The 20795-nt window shown below is 57.3% G+C and carries 11 protein-coding genes and 1 tRNA gene; all 12 read left to right on the forward strand.

Features of this window, described 5'->3' with window-relative positions; translation table 11 throughout:
• The first annotated feature begins 64 nt into the window (after positions 1-64).
• The 12 genes from gacA (at position 65) to ACYZUC_RS02915 (ending at position 20752) form a co-directional block, all read left to right on the forward strand.
• Entirely contained in the window at positions 65-706 is a 642-nt protein-coding gene (gacA, locus tag ACYZUC_RS02860; protein WP_008015884.1) for a response regulator transcription factor GacA, read from the forward strand.
• A gap of 2 nt (positions 707-708) precedes the next feature.
• Positions 709-2532 (forward strand): excinuclease ABC subunit UvrC, encoded by a 1824-nt coding sequence (gene uvrC / locus ACYZUC_RS02865; protein ID WP_461993378.1) that lies wholly within the window; start codon positions 709-711, stop codon positions 2530-2532.
• Positions 2533-2564: 32 nt separating this feature from the next.
• On the forward strand, positions 2565-3125 hold the full coding sequence (gene pgsA / locus ACYZUC_RS02870) for a CDP-diacylglycerol--glycerol-3-phosphate 3-phosphatidyltransferase (RefSeq protein ID WP_461993380.1): 561 nt from the start codon (positions 2565-2567) through the stop codon (positions 3123-3125).
• A gap of 63 nt (positions 3126-3188) precedes the next feature.
• Positions 3189-3264 (forward strand) — tRNA-Gly (locus ACYZUC_RS02875).
• Positions 3265-3577: 313 nt separating this feature from the next.
• Positions 3578-3796, forward strand: coding sequence for a UTRA domain-containing protein (locus ACYZUC_RS02880; protein WP_461996807.1), 219 nt, complete (start codon positions 3578-3580; stop codon positions 3794-3796).
• A 68-nt stretch (positions 3797-3864) separates the two neighbouring features.
• Entirely contained in the window at positions 3865-5412 is a 1548-nt protein-coding gene (locus ACYZUC_RS02885) for a diguanylate cyclase (protein WP_461993382.1), read from the forward strand.
• 239 nt (positions 5413-5651) lie between these two features.
• Positions 5652-7718, forward strand: a complete 2067-nt coding sequence (gene treS, locus ACYZUC_RS02890; protein WP_461993384.1) for a maltose alpha-D-glucosyltransferase — start codon at positions 5652-5654, stop codon at positions 7716-7718.
• Positions 7719-7848: 130 nt separating this feature from the next.
• Positions 7849-9567 (forward strand): ShlB/FhaC/HecB family hemolysin secretion/activation protein, encoded by a 1719-nt coding sequence (locus ACYZUC_RS02895; RefSeq protein ID WP_461993386.1) that lies wholly within the window; start codon positions 7849-7851, stop codon positions 9565-9567.
• Between the two features lie 27 nt (positions 9568-9594).
• Entirely contained in the window at positions 9595-18828 is a 9234-nt protein-coding gene (locus ACYZUC_RS02900; RefSeq protein WP_461993388.1) for a hemagglutinin repeat-containing protein, read from the forward strand.
• Positions 18825-19280 carry a DUF6911 family protein gene (locus ACYZUC_RS02905; RefSeq protein ID WP_223449909.1) on the forward strand — a complete coding sequence of 152 codons (456 nt, stop codon included), beginning with the start codon at positions 18825-18827 and terminating at the stop codon, positions 19278-19280. The genes ACYZUC_RS02900 and ACYZUC_RS02905 overlap by 4 nt, the downstream gene beginning before the upstream one ends.
• 405 nt (positions 19281-19685) lie before the next feature.
• On the forward strand, positions 19686-20015 hold the full coding sequence (locus ACYZUC_RS02910) for a hypothetical protein (protein ID WP_461993390.1): 330 nt from the start codon (positions 19686-19688) through the stop codon (positions 20013-20015).
• A 434-nt stretch (positions 20016-20449) separates the two neighbouring features.
• The gene (locus ACYZUC_RS02915) at positions 20450-20752 is read left to right on the forward strand and encodes a hypothetical protein (RefSeq protein WP_461993392.1); all 303 of its coding nucleotides are present in this window, start codon (positions 20450-20452) and stop codon (positions 20750-20752) included.
• Positions 20753-20795 lie beyond the last annotated feature (43 nt).

Genomic DNA, 20795 nt, shown 5'->3' on the forward strand with positions numbered 1-20795 from the left:
GTCTGCCAGTCGCTTTTTGCTAAGGTGTCGGCAACTCAATAAGACCATATCGCGAGGTGTCTGCTTGATTAGGGTGCTAGTAGTCGATGACCATGATCTCGTTCGTACAGGCATTACACGAATGCTGGCTGACATCGATGGCCTGCAAGTAGTCGGCCAGGCTGAGTCCGGGGAAGAATCCCTGCTCAAGGCGCGTGAATTGAAACCCGATGTGGTGTTGATGGACGTCAAGATGCCGGGTATCGGTGGTCTTGAAGCCACGCGCAAATTGTTGCGCAGTCATCCGGATATCAAAGTCGTCGCGGTCACCGTGTGTGAGGAAGATCCGTTTCCTACTCGGTTGTTGCAGGCCGGAGCCGCGGGTTACCTGACCAAGGGCGCTGGATTGCCGGAAATGGTCCAGGCCATCCGCCTGGTGTTTGCCGGGCAACGCTACATCAGCCCGCAGATTGCCCAGCAACTGGCGATCAAATCCTTTCAGCCGACCAACGATTCTCCCTTCGACGCACTGTCGGAGCGGGAGATCCAGATCGCGTTGATGATTGTCGGCTGCCAGAAGGTCCAGATCATTTCCGACAAACTGTGCCTGTCGCCCAAAACTGTGAACACCTACCGTTACCGAATTTTCGAAAAGCTTTCGATCAGCAGCGATGTCGAGTTGACGCTGTTGGCAGTTCGTCACGGCATGGTTGATGCCAGCCTCTGAAAATGACTGACACCTTCGATCCAAGTGCTTTCCTGTCGACGGTCAGCGGACGCCCCGGCGTCTATCGCATGTTCGACAGCGAGGCACGCCTGCTCTACGTCGGCAAGGCCAAGAACCTCAAGAATCGTCTGTCGAGTTACTTCCGCAAGTCCGGCCTCGCGCCCAAGACCGCTGCGCTGGTGGCGCGTATCGCCCAGGTCGAAACGACGATCACGGCCAATGAAACCGAAGCCTTGCTGCTTGAGCAGACGCTGATCAAGGAATGGCGCCCGCCCTACAACATTCTGCTGCGCGACGACAAATCCTACCCGTACGTGTTTCTTTCCGACGGTCCGTTCCCACGCCTGAGCATTCATCGTGGGGCGAAAAAGGCCAAGGGCAAATATTTCGGCCCCTATCCCAGCGCCGGGGCGATTCGCGAAAGCCTGAGCCTGCTGCAAAAAACCTTTTTCGTTCGCCAGTGCGAAGACAGCTACTACAAGAACCGCACCCGCCCATGCCTGCAATACCAGATCAAACGCTGCAAGGCGCCGTGTGTGGGGCTGGTGGAGCCCGAGGTTTACGCCGAGGACGTTCGTCACTCAGTGATGTTCCTTGAAGGGCGCAGCAATGCGCTGACCGATGAATTGTCCGCCGGCATGGAAGAGGCGGCGATCAACCTCGAATTCGAACGTGCCGCCGAACTCCGCGACCAGATCTCGTTGCTGCGCCGGGTCCAGGATCAACAGAGCATGGAAGGCGGGACCGGTGATGTCGACGTCATCGCCGCGTTCGTCAATCCGGGCGGTGCCTGCGTCCATCTGATCAGCGTGCGTGGCGGTCGGGTGCTGGGGAGCAAGAATTTCTTTCCGCAGGTGGGCATTGAGGAAGACGTTTCCGAAGTCATGGCCGCGTTTCTCGGTCAGTACTTCGTTAGCAGCCCCGAACGCGACTTGCCGAGCGAGCTGATCGTCAACGTGGTTCACGAAGACTTCCCGACTCTGATCGCGGCCATCGAAGAGCTGCGCGGTCGTGAGCTGAGCATCAGTCACAGGGTTCGTGGCACGCGGGCACGCTGGCAGCAATTGGCCGTGACCAATGCCGAACAGGCTCTGGGCGCGCGTCTGGCCAACCGCCAACACGTTGCGGCACGTTTCGATGCCCTGGCCGACGTGCTGAAACTGGATGAGCCGCCGCAGCGCCTAGAGTGCTACGACATCAGTCACTCCAGCGGCGAAGCGACCGTGGCGTCCTGCGTGGTGTTCGGCCCTGAAGGCCCGATCAAGTCCGATTACCGTCGCTACAACATTGAGGGCGTCACGCCCGGCGATGACTACGCCGCGATGCACCAGGCCCTGACCCGGCGCTTCAGCAAACTGAAGGACGGGGAGGGCAAGTTGCCGGACATTCTGCTGGTGGACGGCGGCAAGGGGCAGTTGTCCATGGCGCGCGATGTGCTCAATGAACTGGCGGTGCCCGACCTGATTCTGCTGGGCGTGGCCAAGGGTGCGACGCGCAAGGCCGGCTTCGAAACCTTGTACCTCAACGATGCCGCCCACGAATTTACCTTGCGCGGCGATTCTCCGGCGCTGCATTTGATCCAGCAGATCCGCGATGAAGCCCACCGATTTGCAATTACCGGGCACCGTGCCCGTCGTGGCAAAACGCGCCGTACGTCTACGCTTGAGGGTGTAGCCGGGGTGGGTCCGACCCGTCGGCGCGATTTGTTGAAACATTTTGGTGGATTGCAGGAGCTGTCTCGTGCCAGCATCGAAGAGATCGCCAAAGCACCCGGGATCAGTAAAAAGCTCGCAGAGTTGATTTATGCAAATCTGCACAGCGAGTAGAATGCCCCCTCACCTCGTAGCCAGTTGTGCCGATGAATATCCCTAATCTGATTACCGTTCTACGCGTCCTGCTTATCCCGATCTTCATTTTACTGTTCTACCTGCCTTACCAATGGAGCTACCTGGCGTCCGCTTCGGTCTTCGCGTTTGCCGCCGCCACAGACTGGCTGGACGGATACCTGGCTCGCCGCCTGGAGCAAAGCACGCCGTTCGGGGCATTCCTCGATCCGGTGGCCGACAAGCTGATGGTCGCCGTGGCGCTGGTGCTGCTGGTGCAGGAACACGGTAATTTGTGGCTCACGCTGCCGGCTGCCGTGATCATCGGTCGCGAGATCGTGGTATCGGCACTGCGCGAGTGGATGGCCGAGCTCGGTGCTCGTGCTCACGTCGCCGTGTCGAACCTGGGCAAATGGAAAACCGCCGCGCAAATGCTGGCGCTGGTGATCCTGCTGGCCAATCCGTCGGACTTCACGTTCTGGGTCTTGGTGGGTTACGCCTTGCTGATGATCTCTGCGGGCCTGACATTGTGGTCCATGGTCCAATACCTGCGGGCTGCCTGGCCGCATCTGAAGACCGATGTGGAAAATAAATAAAACTTTTTTGAATCAAGGGGTTGACGGAGCTTCTGGATTCTATAGAATGCGCACCACCAAGACGCGGGAATAGCTCAGTTGGTAGAGCACGACCTTGCCAAGGTCGGGGTCGCGAGTTCGAGTCTCGTTTCCCGCTCCAAATACAGAAAAAGCGCCACTCAATGAGTGGCGCTTTTTTTTGTGCGCGATTTGTCATTTCATCTTCGAAAAAGAGGCTAAGGCCTCTTTTTTTGTGCGTAACACTTACGTCCAGTGCTGAAAGAGGCCTCGACCTCTTTTTTTTCCAGCGATTTCTACCTGAAGCCGCAGCACGCTTCAGGGTTGAATGTTCAAGGCTTGTTTGAGTTGCCGGGCGCGTTCGGCGACCAGGGCTTGACCACGGCCAAAGCCACAAGCCCAGTTACACACCTCGACCGACATAATCGACGCCACTGAACAGGCAGTCCGCAAAACTGTGCCCGGCTTGCCACACCCGTAAAAACGCCGCGATGAACGATCAGGAGGCGCGCTTGCTGGAAGTTGAGGCAGGGACGGCCGCATTGGTTTATCGCGGCGTGATATTCGACACTCAAGGGCAGCCGGTGGAGTATCTGGTTTCGGTCAACCACCCTCAGCGCGTCGTGTTCAAATTGGCAGACAGTCCGGTCAATACCGTTCATTCCCGTCATTAGTTCGGTTCGAACGCGTTTATACTGCGCACGCTTTTGACGAATGTGTATTTACCAACCTCGGTACTCTCTTGAAACGCGATCTTCGACTGGCCGCTTTGCTGACCGCCCTGGTGTGTGTATCCGTGGTGCTATTGACTGCGTGGCAGATATGGACGGCTCGGCAGAGCACCTTGAGGGATATCGAAACCGACACCTTGAACCTGACCAACGCCCTCAATACCTATACCGAGGGCACCTTCAAGCAAAGTGAAGTAATACTGCTTGGCCTGACGGAAAGGATCGAAAAGGACGGGGTCGGCCCGCAGCAGCTTGAACGCTTGAGATTATTGGTGGCGCAGGAAATGAATGCGCTCACACAATTGAACAGCGTGGTGCTGTATGACGCCAGTGGGGGCTGGACGTTCTCGAGCACTCTGCCGGCCTTGCCTCAGAGCAACAATGCTGATCGTGAGTTCTTCAAGTATCACCGCGACAATCCGGATCGCGGCATATTCATCGGTCCGGCGATTCTCAGTCGCGCCACCGGCGCCTGGGTGATATCGGTCAGTCGACGTATCGATCATCCGGATGGAAGCTTTGCCGGTGTGATCGCCGTCACTATCAGCCTGGAGCACTTTCTCAAACTGTATCGAACCATTCACGTGGGGCAGTTCGGCGCGATCAGTCTGACGTCCTCCGAAGGGCGTCTTCTGGTACGGTTTCCCTTCAGTACGGAGGATATCGGTCGTGACTTGTCACGGGCGCCGATATTCTCCGAGCATCTGCGTTACACGTCGTCAGGGACCGTGGACTTTGCTTCAAGTGTCGATGGAGTACACCGCATCTATGCGTTCAAGAGGAGCGATCAATATCCCTTGGTGACGACTGTAGCATTGGGCCAGAACGAGGCGATGCAAGTCTGGTGGACGCAAACAAAACAATATGCCGCAGTAGTGGTGTTGCTGTTGGGGCTGTTGATTGCCCTGGGCCGCAGGTTGATCTCTCATATAAGTCGTCGTATCGGGGCCGAGAAAAAGCTGCGTACTGCTCAGGCCGTATTGATAGAACTTAACCATTCACTGGAGATTCTCGCCAGCGAGGACAAACTCACCGGTCTTGCCAACCGTCGGTATCTCGATCAGTTTCTGGATGTCGAATTCAAGCGTGCCAAGCGACTTGGAAGTCCTTTGTCGCTCATCCTGGTCGATGTAGATTTTTTTAAACTTTACAACGATCACTATGGGCATCTCTCCGGGGACGAATGCCTTCGCATTATCAGTCAGTCCATCAAGCGCTGCGTGCGTCGTCCAGGTGACATGGCGGCGCGTTATGGTGGTGAAGAAATCGCCGTGGTGATGCCTGACACGGACGAGGCGGGAGCACGGTCGGTTGCCGAGTCGATTTTGCTCGGTATCGCCGACGAGCGACTTCAGCACCTTTCCAGCCCTTACGGGGTCGTGACTGTCAGTCTTGGGCTGGCGACGTATATTTCCCACGATAGCGACCATGATGAGAAGGCCTTGATCAATCGGGCTGACCGTGCGCTCTACAGGGCAAAGTCGCAAGGTAGAAATCAAGTGAGCGTGGCACCGGCCGAGGAGGAGAGCGAACTTGATGCCGTGCATCGGAGTAGATGAGTACTACAGTCGTCAAGGCATTTGATGTCACTTTCAACACAATGACTACCCTCCAGTTACACGAAGAAAAGCTGGCTTGCAGTTTCGACGTCGATCCTTGAATCGTAGGCGGCACGCTCTGAGCAGTTTGCATTCGGCATGCAACGATCGGTCGCTCACGGGCTCATATAAACATTACCCGCGCCGCGCTGCGTGCGACGGCTCAATGTGTTGGGTTCCGACAGCGAGTGAATGTGCTTATGACGACGGCAGACAAGGACTATGTGGCTTGGCTGGTTGAGCAATCAATGCTGAATGCGGCCAGGCAGCGAGCAAAACTGTACTCCGGGCAAGGGCGAATGTGGCAGCAACCCTTCGCACATACCCGGCCCCGCGACGCCTCGGCACTCGCCTCCGTGTGGTTCACCGCGTATCCCGCGTCGATCATCACCGCAGAAGGCGAGACCGTCTTGCAGGCGCTGGGCAATGAGACGCTTTGGCATGCCTTGTCGGAAATCGGCATTCAAGGCATTCACAACGGGCCTTTGAAGACCTCCGGTGGTTTGCAGGGGCGCGAGCGCACGCCCACTATCGACGGTAACTTCGATCGCATCAGCTTCGGCATTGATCCTGAACTGGGCACCGAGGCGCAGTTTCAAGGCCTGAGCCGGATCGCTGCGGCACACAACGCGGTCATCATCGACGATGTGATTCCGTCTCACACCGGTAAAGGCGCGGATTTCCGTCTTGCGGAAATGGCCTATGAGGACTATCCGGGGCTATACCATATGGTCGAGATCCGCGAGGAAGACTGGCCGTTGCTGCCGGATGTGCTTGAGGGGCGTGATGCTCAGAACCTCGGACCGCTGCAGGTCGATGCGTTGCGGGACAAGCACTACATCGTCGGTCAGTTGCAGCGGGTGATTTTCTTCGAGCCGGGTGTGAAGGAAACCGACTGGAGTGCAACGCCCGTGGTGATCGGCGTCGACGGCAAGCCGCGGCGCTGGGTGTATCTGCATTACTTCAAGGAAGGGCAACCTTCGCTCAACTGGCTGGACCCGAGTTTCGCCGCGCAACAGATGATCATCGGTGATGCGTTGCACGCGGTCGATGTGATGGGCGCGAAAATTCTACGCCTGGATGCCAACGGCTTTCTGGGCGTCGAGCGCAAGCTGGACGGTACGGCCTGGTCCGAAAGCCATCCGCTGTCGATCACCGGCAATCAGTTGCTCGGCGGGGCGATCCGCAAGGCGGGCGGCTTCAGCTTCCAGGAGCTGAATCTGACCATCGACGACATCGCGTCAATGTCCCATGGCGGGGCGGACTTGTCTTACGACTTCATCACCCGCCCGGCCTACCAGCATGCCTTGCTCATGGGCGATGCCGAGTTCTTGCGCCTGATGCTGCGCCAGGTTCATGACTATGGCATCGACCCCGCCTCATTGATTCATGCCCTGCAAAACCACGACGAACTGACGTTGGAGCTGGTGCATTTCTGGACCCTGCATGCCCATGACACGTTCCTCTATCAGGGGCAGACCTTTCCCGGCAACATCCTGCGCGAGCACATCCGCGAGCAAATGTACGAACGCCTGTCCGGGGAGCACGCGCCTTACAACCTGAAGTTCGTCACCAATGGCGTGTCCTGCACCACCGCCAGCATCATCACGGCGGCGCTGGGCATTCGCGACCTGAACGCGATTACTGAGGCGGACATCCAGCAGATTCGCCAGGTGCATTTGCTGTTGGTCATGTACAACGCCATGCAACCTGGCGTGTTCGCGCTTTCCGGCTGGGATCTGGTGGGGGCATTACCGTTGTCGGCGGAGGAGGTGGCGCACTTGATGCTCGATGGCGACACCCGCTGGATTCATCGCGGCGCTTACGATCTGGTCGACCTCAATCCCGATGCGCTGCTGTCCGCCGGCCAGATGCCGCGCTCGAAAACGCTGTATGGCAGTCTGCCCAGCCAACTGAAAGACCCGGACTCCTTTGCTTCGCAGCTAAAGAAAATCCTCGCGGTGCGCCGTTCCTATGACATCGCCGCCAGTCGGCAGATCTTGATTCCTGACGTCGAGCACCCTGGCCTGCTGATCATGGTGCACGAGTTGCCTGCCGGCAAAGGCACGCAAATCACCGCGCTGAACTTCAGTGCGCAACCGATCACCGAAACGCTGCACCTGCCCAATATTGCACCGGGGCCGGTGGTCGACATCATCAACGAGCGAGTCGAAGGCGACCTGAGCGCCGAGGGCGAGTTCACCATCACCCTGGACCCATTCGAAGGCCTGGCACTGCGCGTGGTCAGCAGTTCGCCGATGATTTGAGAGGTGTCGGCAGGTTGGTTGAGGCGAGCTGTCTTACCGTCTGCGTCGAAAGGAAAGTTGACGCCAGAATAGTGGCCATTTAGTATCGCGCCGCTATTGTGCCATCACCCGCCGTATCGAGGGATCGAACATGTACCCACCCGCCCTCGTGGCGAGGTTGTGCCTGGCTTTGCTGTGCCTTTCTCCACTGAATACTACCTTTGCTGCCCCGACACCCGGTGAAACCGACCTTATCCGCGAGCGTCAAGATCGCTTGCTGGACGAGCAGCGTCGTCGTCTTGAAGAACTCAAGGATTTGCCCGGCAAGGAAGCCACGCCTGCGCAACAAGCGGCGCCTGCCGATACCCGTTGCTTCCCCATCAAGAACATTGAGCTCAAAGGTGCCGACAGCCTTTCCTCTGGTCAGCGCGAGCACTTGCTCAAGCCTTACATGGGCCAATGCCTGGGTGTCACTCAGCTCAATCAATTGCTGAAAGTCATCACCGACCACTACATCGAAAAAGGCCTTGTCACCAGCCGCGCCTACTTGCCGCAGCAGGATTTATCCGGCGGGCATTTGAAGGTGTTGGTCGTAGAGGGGCGGCTCGAAGGTTTGCAAGGCGCGCAGGGCAGCCAACTGTCAGAGCGCGAGCTGGCCATGGCGTTTCCTGGCAAGACCGGTGATTTGCTCAACTTGCGGGAAATCGAACAGCTGTTAGACCAGATCAATCGATTGCCGTCGAACCAGGCCAAGATGGAACTGGCACCCGGGCAGAAGGTGGGCGGCAGTGAAGTACTGGTCACGAACACGCCGCAAAAACCCTGGCGCGCCGGGTTGTCGCGCAGTAATGACGGCCAGAAAAGTACCGGCGAACAACAGTGGGGTACTTCGTTTGAATGGGACAGCCCCCTGGGATTGGCCGATCAACTGATGCTGCGCGGCGGCCATGACGCAATCAGCGATCATCAGAAAACCTCGAACAATGCCTCGCTCTATTACAACCTGCCGTTCGGCTGGTGGAACCTCAGCTATGCCTACAGCCAGAGTGAGTACCGCTCTGTGGCCCAGGCCAGTGGGTTTGACTTCAAGCAGAGCGGCGACAGCCAGAATCATCAGCTGCGCCTGGAGCGGGTGATCCACCGCGACTCGGTGAGCAAGACGTCCCTCAATGCCGGCCTGGCCTATCTGCGCACGAACAACTTTATCGAAGACAGCAAACTGGCAGTCAGCAGCAATCGGCTGAGCGAGGCGCAGTTTGGGATAAACCATGGCCGGCGCATCGGCAGTGCGTTCGTCAACGTGGATTTGGGGATGCAGAACGGCATCGGCGCATTCGATGCTCAGCGCGAGAACCAGCGTCGCGATGCTTTCGGCAACCTCACACCTGACGCCCGCTACCGCAAATACACCGCGACAATCAGCTACCTGCAACCCTTCAAGCTGTGGGATGAATCCCTGGTATTCAGCAGCCTGATCACCGGCCAGCGCAGTGAAGACGTGCTGTTCAGCCCTCAACGCATGAGCCTCGGTAGCCAGTCCTCGATCCGTGGTTACAAGGACCAGACCCTGACCGGCGACAGCGGCGGTTACTGGCGCAACGACCTGCGCTTGAGCCGTCCGGTGACGTGGGCGTGGCTGCGTCCGCTACTCACGGAATATGGCACCGGCCTGGGTTATGACGTCGGTGTGATTCGTAACGATCGTTACAACGCGGAGCAGCACGGCCGGATGTCGAGCAACTCCCTTGAGCTTTTCGCCCGGGGCCAGCACCTGGCCGCCAGCGTCACTTTCGCCCACTCCCTTGAGCGGCCAGAAGCGCTGAGCGAGCGTGAAGCACCGATCTACTTCCGCCTGGATTTCTTTCTTTAACTCTGCTGTTTACCTGAGATACACGACATGGACGTTCGCCAACTCGCCTTTTTGGCCCGCCAGCCTTCGGCTGCCCTGCAATCGCGTGAATTGTTCTGTGGGCTGCCCAAGCGCGGGTTGGCGTTCATCCTCGCCAACGCGATGTTCTGGCAACCGATGCTGGCCCAGGCCGACGGCATCGTCGTGAATGGCAGTGCGACCACGGTGGGGCAGGCGGCCAACGGCGTCCCTGTGGTGAACATTGCCACGCCCAATGGCACCGGCCTGTCCCATAACCAGTTCAGCGACTTCAACGTCGGCCAGCAGGGCGTGATCCTCAACAACGCCACGAACAATCTGCAGAGCACCCAGTTGGGTGGTTACATCATCGGCAACAGCAACCTCAACGGTCGCGCCGCCTCCGTCATCCTCAACGAGGTCAATGGCGGCAGCCCCAGCCAGCTCAGGGGTTACACCGAAGTGGCCGGGCAGGGTGCCCACGTCATCCTCGCCAACCCTCACGGCATCAGCTGTGATGGTTGCGGCTTTCTCAATACGCCCAAAGTCACGCTCAGTACCGGACGGCCCATTCTTGAAAACGGTCGACTAGACCGCTACGACGTGGAGGGCGGTGCGATCGCCATTGAAGGTCGCGGCCTCAATGCGAGCAACGTCAATCAGTTTGAATTGATCACGCGCAGCGCCAGGATCAACGCTGAGTTACATGCGCAGCAATTGGCAATCGTCACCGGTCGCAACGAAGTCAATGCGGGCACGCTGGCGGCGAAGGCCAAGGCACCTGGCGCCGGTTCGGCACCGCAACTGGCCATCGACTCTTCGGCCCTGGGCGGCATGTACGCCGGGGCTATCAAACTGGTGGGCACCGAGTCCGGGGTCGGGGTGAAACTCGCGGGCGATGTGGCCGCCAGCGCTGGCGATCTGCAGATTGATGTCAACGGTAAACTGACCCTGGCGCGTGCAGAAGCCACCCAGGGCGACGTCAAGCTCAATGCCCGAGAAGTTGCACTCACCAATACGGTTTATGCCGCCAGGGACGCGAAGGTCGTCGCGGCGGGAAGTCTCGACATCGACAGCAGCCTGACCGCCGCCCGTAACGTGCACGTCGAAGGTCAGCAGATCACTAATCGGGGCAATCTCAATGCCGGCCTCAAGGCTGATGGCAGCGCCAACCGCGCCAGTCACCTGCAAATCCAGGGTGGCAGCCTGAGCAACCAGGGCAAGATCAACGCCCAAGGCACGCTGGCGACGGACCTGCAACAACTCGATAACCGCAACGCCGAGCTCGTCGCCGACGGCGCCGCGACCCTCAAGGCCGGCGTGCTGGATAACCGTGGCGGCAAGGTCATCGGCCAGCAGGTGCTGAGTCTGGACGGTGGCAGTCTGGATAACCGTGGCGGCACTTTCGCCAGCAATCAGGCGCTGTCGGTGACTGTCAGCGATACGGTGGACAACCGCGATAAAGGGCTGATCCTCAGTAAGGCCGAGGGCTTGACCCTGAGCGCGAAGAACCTGGATAACCGCGCCGGCACCCTGCAGGCCAACACCGGCGAACTGAAGGCAACGGCGACCCAGGTGCTCGACAACCGCGACGGCAAGGTATTGACCGGTGCGGGTGCCATGACGCTGGTCGCCGATGATCTACGCAACCAGCAAGGCAAGCTCAATGCGCAGGGCGGCAAGCTCAAGACCAGCAGCGCCACCTTTGACAATACTCAGGGCGACGCGCGTGCCGACAATGTTGAAGCCACCAGCACGACGCGCCTTACCAACGATCGAGGTCACCTGGTTGCCACCACCGGCAATCTGGAGCTCAAGCGCGGAGAAATTCTCAATAACTCAGGTGAACTCAGCGCCGGACAACAGTTGACGGTCGATGCCGACAGCCTGAAAAACCATCAAGGCAATCTGAGCGGCAAGAACATCGGTCTGACGTTGAGCGGTGCGCTGGATAACGACAACGGCCTGATCGAGGCTGGTGAAACGCTTGGCATCGATGCGGGCAGGCTGACTAACCTCAATGGCAAATTGCGCGCATTGGGGTCCCAAGGTAAAAGCCGGTTCAAGATCGGCGGCCAGTTCAATAACGACAATGGCCTGGTGGAAGTCGGCAATGATCGGTTTGCCCTCGACAGTGCAAGCCTGAGCAACCAGCAAGGCACCGTCCGCCACCTCGGCACCAACGGGTTTGACCTGTCACTGGCGGATACCGGCGCCGCCGGGGGCAGCTTCATCACCAACAGCCAGCTCAACCTGGACCTGGCCGACTGGAGCAACACCAGCCTGATCCAGGCGCAAAAACTCGCCCTCAAGGTCGGCACCTTTACCCAGACTGCCAGCGGCAAACTGATCTCTGTCGATGGCGTCGAAGCCAGCGGGAGCAACTGGATCAACGACGGCAGCCTGGAAACCCAGGGTGACCTGAAGCTGATCCTGAGCGGCACTTATCGGGGCAACGGCATCCTCAAGAGCCAGGGGAAAATGACCCTCGCCGCTGCCAGCGCCGATCTGGGCCAAGACGCGCAAATACGCAGTGGCGGCAAGGCCGACTTCAACCTCGGCAGCCAGCTGCTGAACCAGGGCAGCCTGACCGCCACCGGTGACCTGCTGTTGAAGGTGGCCAGCCTGACCAACCGCGGCACTTTAGGCGCAGGCAGCGCCTTGCGTATTGAAACACCGACGCTGGTCAACGAGGGCGGGCTGATTTTCAGCGGCGCCGACATGGCCCTCCAGGCCAACAGCGTGACCAACAACAAAGGTGATATCTACAGCCTGGGTCGGCTGGACATCGCTGATGAAAACAATCGTCCTGCGAGCTTGATCGAGAACATCTCAGGCACCATCGAAAGCGCCCATGGCATGCAGTTGCTGGCAAACCGCCTGGTCAACCGCAAGGAAAAATTCGCTTTTATCCCGGCGCTGACCTCGGGTCAGATCACCCTGGCCTTTACCGATAATTGCAAGGGCAAACATTGCGAGGCCTATTACAGCGTCACTGAAACCTATGGCACAAAAGTCACTGAAGACTCGGCGCGGGCCAATCTGATTTCCGGTGCTGAACTCAAATTCACCGGCGGCAGTTTCGACAACCATTTCAGCAGTGTCTCGGCGGGTGGCGATATCACCCTCGACAGTCAGACCCTGAATAACCTTGGTGCCGGGGGCGGCGAGCAACGTTACGCGGCCTACGTGATTTACACCAAGGACGAGGACTCCTACTACACCTTCTACGACAACATTGCGAAGTACAACGCCTATAACGACCCGGCATCCGCCAGCTACAACCCGGCAGCGATGCCGTTTTCCTCCATCGCGCTGGGTAATGTCACAGGTTCGAGCACAACCCAGACCTCCGGGGCGGTCGATGCCTCAACGGCCATCATTCAGAGCGCCGGCAAGGTCAATGCCACCGGCACTCAACAGGTGGTGAACGGTTCTATCCGCCCAGGCGAATCGATCACCGCTGGCGCCAATCGAGTCGCCGCGACCGCGGTCGATACGCCCACCCAGACCCTGGCGCAGTTCAATGCGCAACTGACTCCAGACCTGCGTCAGCAGGCGGTTAACCCATTGTCCCTGCCGGGCTTCAGCCTGCCCACAGGGCAAAAGGGTCTGTTCCAGTTCAGCAGCAATCCGCAGCACAAGTACCTGATCGAAACCAACCCGGCGTTCGCCAGCCTCAATGGTTTCACCAACTCCGACTACTTGCTCAGCCGCATCGGCGTCACCAGTGACCAGACCCAACGTCGCCTCGGTGATGGCCTCTATGAACAGCGCCTTATTCGTGAAGCGGTGATCGCCCGCACCGGCCAACGTTTCATTGCCGGCCTGAACAGCGACGAGGCGATGTTCCGCTATTTGATGGACAACGCCATCGCCAGCAAAACCTCCCTGAACCTCTCTCCCGGCATCGCCCTGAGTTCGGCCCAGGTGGCGGCCCTGACCCATGACATCGTTTGGATGGAAGAACAGGAAGTCCGCGGCGAAAAGGTCCTGGTACCGGTTCTGTACCTGGCCCAGGCGAACAATCGCCTGGCACCCAATGGGGCGTTGATCCAGGGCAGTGACGTGACACTGATTTCCGGCGGCACCCTGGCAAACCAGGGCACGTTGCGTGCCAGCGCCAACCTGCAAGCCAGCGGCCAGAACATCAGCAACAACGGGTTGATGGAGGCCAACGAGCGCCTGTCGCTACTCGCGACCAACAGCATTCGCAACGCTCAGGGCGGAATCCTCAAGGGCAAGGATGTCAGTCTGGTCGCCACTCAGGGCGACATCATCAACGAGCGCTCGCGGACCAGCACAGATACCCGGTACGCAGGCGGCACTCAGCACAACGATTACCTCAACAGCGCCGCGCGGATCGAAGCCGACAATACGCTGTCCCTGACCGCCGGCAACGACATCCGCAACAGCGGCAGCGTGCTGCAAGCGGGTGGCAACGCAACACTCAAGGCCGGGCGTGACCTGGAATTTGTCTCGACCGAGCAAGTCAACAGCAGTGAAGGACGACACAAGAAGACCAGTTGGAGCCAGAGCCAAACCACGCAATACGGCAGTCAGGTGTCAGTCGGCGGCAACCTCACTGCGACCGCTGGCCAGGACATCAAGGTGGTCGCCAGTACGGTGGCCGCGCAGAAGGATCTATCGTTCGACGCTGGGCGAGATGTGGCCATCGAATCGGCCGCGAATGAAAGTCACAACAGCTCCAAGAGCAAGAAAGTCCAAAGCAGCAAAGACCAGGTGCGCCAGCAATCCTCCACCGTGCAGGCGGGCGCAAATCTGTCGATCAAGGCCGGCCAGGATCTGACGCTGGTGGCCAGTAATGTGAAGGCCAAACAAAACGTCGCGCTGGATGCGGCGGGCGATATCAACGTGCTCTCCGCCAAGGATGAAAGCGCTTCGTTCTATTCGAAGAAGAGCAAAGGCTCCTTCGGTCGCAGCAAGAGCAAACAGAACGAAAGCTATGACAGCACCAACATCGCGTCGGTGGTGGAGGCAGGTCAGAACCTGACCCTCAACACCACTCGAAAAGCCGATGGCAGCATGAGCATCAACGGTGGTCGCGATGTCACCGTGATTGGTAGCCAACTCAAGGCTGGTGAAGACCTGATGATCGGCGCCACTGGCGATGTGGCCATATTGTCTGGCGTTGAGGAGCATGGCTCGTACAGCAAGAAAACCAAATCCGGCTTCATGGGCCTGTCCAAGAGTGGCAAGAGTCAGCTGACGACCACGGCGACACAAGTCGGCAGCCAGCTTGAGGCCGGCAACGATGTGGTGGTGGCCGCCGGCAATGACATCCGGCTCCGTGCCAGTAAAGCCAGTGCCGGCAACGACGTTGAAATGCGTGCCGGACTGGTCAACGACACGGGCGATATCAACCTGGTCTCGGCCAACGACACGGCTTATAGCCGCAGCGAGCAGTACAAGAAAAAGGTCGGGCTCTCTACTTCGGACGGGTTCCTCTCCGTTTCCTCGGCCAAGGAATCGGGGCGTCAGGCACAAAGCAGCACCAGTGTCGGCAGCCATGTGTCTGCGGATCGCGATGCAACCTTGAAGGCTGAACGCGATATCAATGTGGTGGGCAGCGGCATCAGCGCGGGGCGCAACGTCAGCCTGGATGCCGGGCGCGACGTCAATGTGGTCGCGGCGCAGAACACCACGGCTGAGCAGGACTGGTCGAAGAACAAGCAGGTCGGCATTGGGGTCTCCAGCGATGCCAACGGCGTCAGCTTCTTCGCCGGAGCCGACAGCAACAAAGCAAAAAACCGCGTCGAACAGCAGACGGCCGCCGCCAGCCAGATCAGCGCCGGGCAAGACCTGACGGTCAAGGCCGTGCGCGATATCAATCAGATCGGTTCCGACCTGAAGGCTGACAACGACATCAACCTGACCGCCGGCCGTGATATCCGGATCGACGCCGCGCGGGAAACCCTGTTGACCGAGCAGCAGCGCGAAGCCGAGCGCAATGGTCTGACGGCCACCCTCAACCACAACTACGGCAAGACCAAGGATGCCGTGAATGGGGTCGGAAAAGGCGAGAACGGCGTCAGCCAAGGCTCCAGTGTCCTTAAGGGAGTCGATGCGATTGGCCAGTTCCTGTCGGGGCCGACCGGCGACGCCAAGTTCGGTAACAGCAAGCAAAGCAACAGCCAGCAGGTTGTCGAGCAGACCAACAGATCCTCGACCCTCAATGCCGGCCACGACCTCAACCTGAACGCCAACAATGATGTCGTGGTCAAGGGCAGCCGGCTGGATGCCGGGCGCGACATCAACGTCAAAGGCCGTGATGTGACCTTCGATGTCGCCAAGGGCGGTGTCAGTGAGGAAACCCAAAACACCGAGAGTTGGAGCGGCATTCACGGCGGCACCAGTGGCGGTATCAAGATTGGTGTCGGTGGCAGCTACGGCACTGCCAGTGGCGACAGCGCTCAAGGATCGACAACGGTCACGCAACTGGGCGCCGGTCGCGATATCAACCTCAAGGCCAGCAACGACCTGAACCTGATCGGCACCCAGGTCAAGGCGCAGCGTGATATCGATCTGAATGCCGGCAACGAACTGAACATCCGCTCGGCGCAGAACGACAGCAATGTTGAAAACAACCGCCACAACGGCGGTGGTGAAGCGGGCCTCACCTTCGGCTCCCAGGGGGTAGGCGTTTATGTCAGCGTCAGCCTCGGCAAGGGCAATCTGGAACGCGAAGGCGAACGTCAACAAGAGGCGTACCTCTACGCCGGTAACCGCCTGGGCTTCACCAGTGGCCAGGACACCAACATCGCGGGCGCCACCCTGCGTGGCGATGAAGTGGTCGGTCGTGTTGGCGGCGACCTCAATGTTTCCTCGGTAGCCGATACCGGCAAGGTCAAGGGCAAAGAGTTCGACATCAACGTCACCGCCACCATCGGCCCGGGCGCCGGTATCAGCGGCTCGGTCGGTTACGGCCAGACGACCGGCAAGACCAACTGGGTTGAAGAACAAACCAGCATCACCGGCAAAAGCAAAGTCGATATCCGCACCGAAAACCACACCCAGATCGACGGTGCGGTGATCGCTGCCGACAACGGCAATCTGAAGCTGGACACCGGCACATTGGGCTTCAGCGACATCGCCGGGAAGGATAAAGAACACGGTTACTACTTGAACGTTGGTGGCAGCTATAACCCCGGCAACAATGGCGGCACCGTACAAGACGGTAGCCAGGTGGGGAAAGGCAAGGAAGGCAAGACGGGTGGGAGCGTTGAAGGCTGGAACTACGAGAAGGATCGCGAGCAAATCGTGCGGGCCACCGTCGGCGCAGGCCAGATCGTGGTGCGCAATGACGCGCAGACCGGCGCTGACTCCACGGCTGGGCTGAACCGTGATGTGGGCAAGGCGTATGAGATCACCAAGGATGAGGAAGAACGTACTGATTTGTATGCCAGTGATTCTTCCATTAACGCGGTACTGCACCCTGTTGTAACCGTGCAGCAATGGAGCGAGGCGTTCCTCAACTATGACCAGACCGCACTGGCCAACTTCAACAGAGCTGCCTCGGCGCTGAATGTCGTGGTCAATCGCGTGGACAACATTCTGGGCCGTCCCATGGATGCCCGCGCTCAAGCTACGGCAGGCAAGGACCTGGCCGAAAGCACTCTGGAAGCGCTGCTCCTTTCAGGCAAGAGCCGTAAAGATGCCATGGCGATGATGGGTGATCCTGCGTTCATCGACGGTGTTCTTGCCAATCTGGCCAGGATGAATGGGATCGAACCTAAGGTCATCAAGGATATTCAGGATGTCGTTGCGTCGGATAAATACATTCCAAATCCAGGCGAAGTGACCTTGGAGACGACGACGGTGACCGAGCCTGAGCTTAAAGCTCTTCAAAAGCTTAATCGTCAGTTGTCCGCGGTCCAGGCCTATATCGATGAGCATCCTGGGAGCCAGGAGGCCGTAGGGTATGTAATGGCCGTCGCTCAAGGGCCGAAAGGTGTCGCTCAATTTGTTGTGATGCAGGCGCTTGCCGGGACGGAAACCGGTCAAACGATTTCGAAGAACATAGGTAAGCTGCAGGCTGACATCAGTCGAATGGTGGCGGAGGGGCTTGAGGAGAGGCCTCTTGATTCTAAGGAGGCGGACGATCGTTTTCTGATTGGTGGCGGTGAGCTGATTACCAGCATCTTCACTGGAGTGCTGCCAGGGAAGGTGCCGGGGAAAGGTAATTCACATATCACTGTGGCGGGTGGTAAAGATCAGGTTCCAAAAGGCCCTGCGGGAACGCCAGCAACGAAGGGGCCTTGCTGCTTTGCAGCAGGTACGAAAGTTTCTACACCGCAAGGCGATCGCGCTATTGAGTCGCTCAAGGTGGGAGATGTTGTCTGGAGCAAGCCTGAGAAAGGGGGCAAGCCGTTCGCTGCTGCCATTCTGGCAACACATCAGCGTTCGGATCAGCCGATCTACCGCCTCAAGCTCAAAAATGTTCGTGGCACCGACGCAGCTGAAGGCGAAACCCTGCTGGTTACGCCGAGCCACCCCTTCTATGTACCCGCCAAACGTGACTTCATTCCCGTCATCGATCTGAAGCCAGGCGACTTGCTGCAATCACTGGCTGATGGCGATACCGAAAACACCTCGTCCGAAGTCGAATCGCTTGAGCTGTACCTGCCCGAGGGCAAAACATACAATCTGACGGTCGATGTGGGGCATACGTTCTACGTCGGCGAGCTCAAGACCTGGGTACACAATACCGGGCCTTGTGATTTGCCTCCGGACTATTTTGCGGGTGGTTCAAAAGGGGCTTCTGATGTTCCGGCCACTTCTCCGATTGCGCGCGATGGGTTGCGGGATGATCTTCTTGCTATCCAGGCAAAAGATCCGCGGATTGGCACTGTTTTGCCGGGAGCCAAAGCACCAGTTACCGTTACAGCAGAAAGCAGTATCGGAGGCAAAACATTGCTTGACACCAATCAGACTGCAAGGCCCGTAACCCAGGCAAATCCAAATAAATCAACTCTAATTGCGGATTTAATCCCGCCTGGCAAGCCAAACTCGACAATGGCTAATGCACATGCAGAAATAGGGTTAATACAACAGGCATTTGATTCTGGCCTGACACGAGGTCAAACCATGACGATTGTGGTGCGAGGGGAGGAAGTTTGTTCTTTCTGCAAAAGTAACCTGACTGCAGCAGCCGACCGTGCCGGATTAAATGGCCTTAAGGTCGTTGATACAGTTAAAGGTAGAGTCTACGAATGGGTGCGCGGATCAGGGTGGAAAGAATGATTGATAGCGAAAATGATGAAAAAGTTGTGTTGGAGTTATGTGCGCTAGATAACTCAATGCGCCCGCCTGCACAAATCACAGAAGCACCAGCTTGGGAAAGAGTTAGCGTAGCACTTGAAAATGCATTTAAGAATGGTGGGTTCGTCTACTTGAGGGTGCTCGGGAAAAGCCATTCCTTTATAAATGAGCTATGTATGAAGTCTCTACCGGGACAATATAGATTGGTTGTATTGATGAAATCACTTGACCCTAAAACGGAGCTTTTAGAGTGGTGGGAGGAGGGGGATTCGCCATTTCGAGGGTTCGTTCGCTTTGGTGACGACGACTGGGATGCACGTACGGTATGTTCTGACCTTGCTGTTGCACAGGCTACGTTCAAGGAATTGTTTGACTATGGTGATATGCCTACAGGATTACTGCAAATGCGCTCACAGTGGGATCCGAAACCTTAGTCTTTCATACTCGCTTATGTCTCTTGCTTAGATGTGAGAAAAACGCTCGAAGTAATACGAGGCAGGCGACAATGTTGAGGTAAATGGGGGGGCACGCTTTTCATGAGAGTGGAGTGGTGCTCCTTCGATTTAATTGTGGTCTGTCCCCGTTAGCTCTAGTCGCTTACCTTTGGTGCAAAAGGCACAGCGAGAACGCCACCAACGAACGGGCCTTGCTGCTTTGCTGCGGGTGCGAAAGTTTCTACACCGCAAGGCGATCGCGTTATTAAGTCGGAAAGTCTGTCAATGCCAAAATTGAGTCTATCTATTAGGGTATTGGTATGCGGCCTGTTAGGTTAAGTACTCAATTGACGGTGGTCGCCCTGTGAATGTTGATTTTAAAAATGCGCCTGGAGGCGGGGAGTGATGGATGAGCAGCTGTTTTATGAAAAAATTGGGCAGCTTTTAATTGATGCTGGTCCGTCAGACGCTAAAAAAATTATAGCCAGAGCGGAGCTTTTCGCTGAGGGTGATGGCAGTAGTTATGAGTTTGATTACTTTAATAAAGATGGTGATTTTAATTGGTTTAATCCCGACGGTCGTGCAGTTGGAGATTTAACAGAGTTGTTAGTGCAATTAAGGAACTATTTTGTTGCAAATGGCCTGTGCGCAGGCGAAAAAGCCTGGTCTGGATGTATAGTTACGTTGGATGTGGAAAATATAAAGATAAATATTGAATTTAAGCATGATGGTTGAAGGAAGGGCTGTGGTGCGAATAATGTGATCCGCAGCTGAGTGGTGTGCCAGACGTTTTATAGATGTGCACTCTATGTGCGCTAGTTGTGTTGCCTGCTTGCTCTCCGGTAGCGCCAAATGTGAACTATTGTTGTATTAGGGTTGATACGGTAGGTATTTGATTCGTCCTGACACGAGGTCATACCTTGACGATTGTGGTGCGAGGAGGTAAATGGGGGCAGATCACGTTTTTCATGAGAATGGAGTAGCGCTCCTTTGATTTAATCGTGGTCTGTCCCCGTTAGCTAAGACGGCGGGCCTGCGACGATAAGACTCAGTCGTAAAGATCCAGGTTCGGTTCGACCAGACTCGATGGAATTGACGTATAGAATAAATGGCGAGGCGAAGACGTTGTCCGTTAAGAATGAAGCCCACGAAGTGCCGGAGATAATATTTTGATAGCTGAAGATTTCGAGTTAGTAAAAAAAATATTTAACTTGATAGAGTCGGGAATTGTTCATGGTTACGATTCTTTCAGGTATGAAGTCGAAGTGGGGGAAGGGTATCTGGAGTGGGGCCTAACCGTTGAAAAGGATGGTGTCTTGATAAAGGACGTCGAAACCGATTTTAATGGCGCGATACTGCATCTTTTAATAGATGAATTAAAGGCCGGTGAAGATAAGCGCGGCGAAGGCTGGATATCCTTTATTATGTCTTATGTTCGTGGCGGCGAAGTGAAAACTAATTTTGTTTACTAGTTATTGGTATTGCTATTGTTAAATGGGGGCAGGCAACGTTTTT

It is taken from the genome of Pseudomonas sp. GT1P32 (assembly GCF_054897805.1).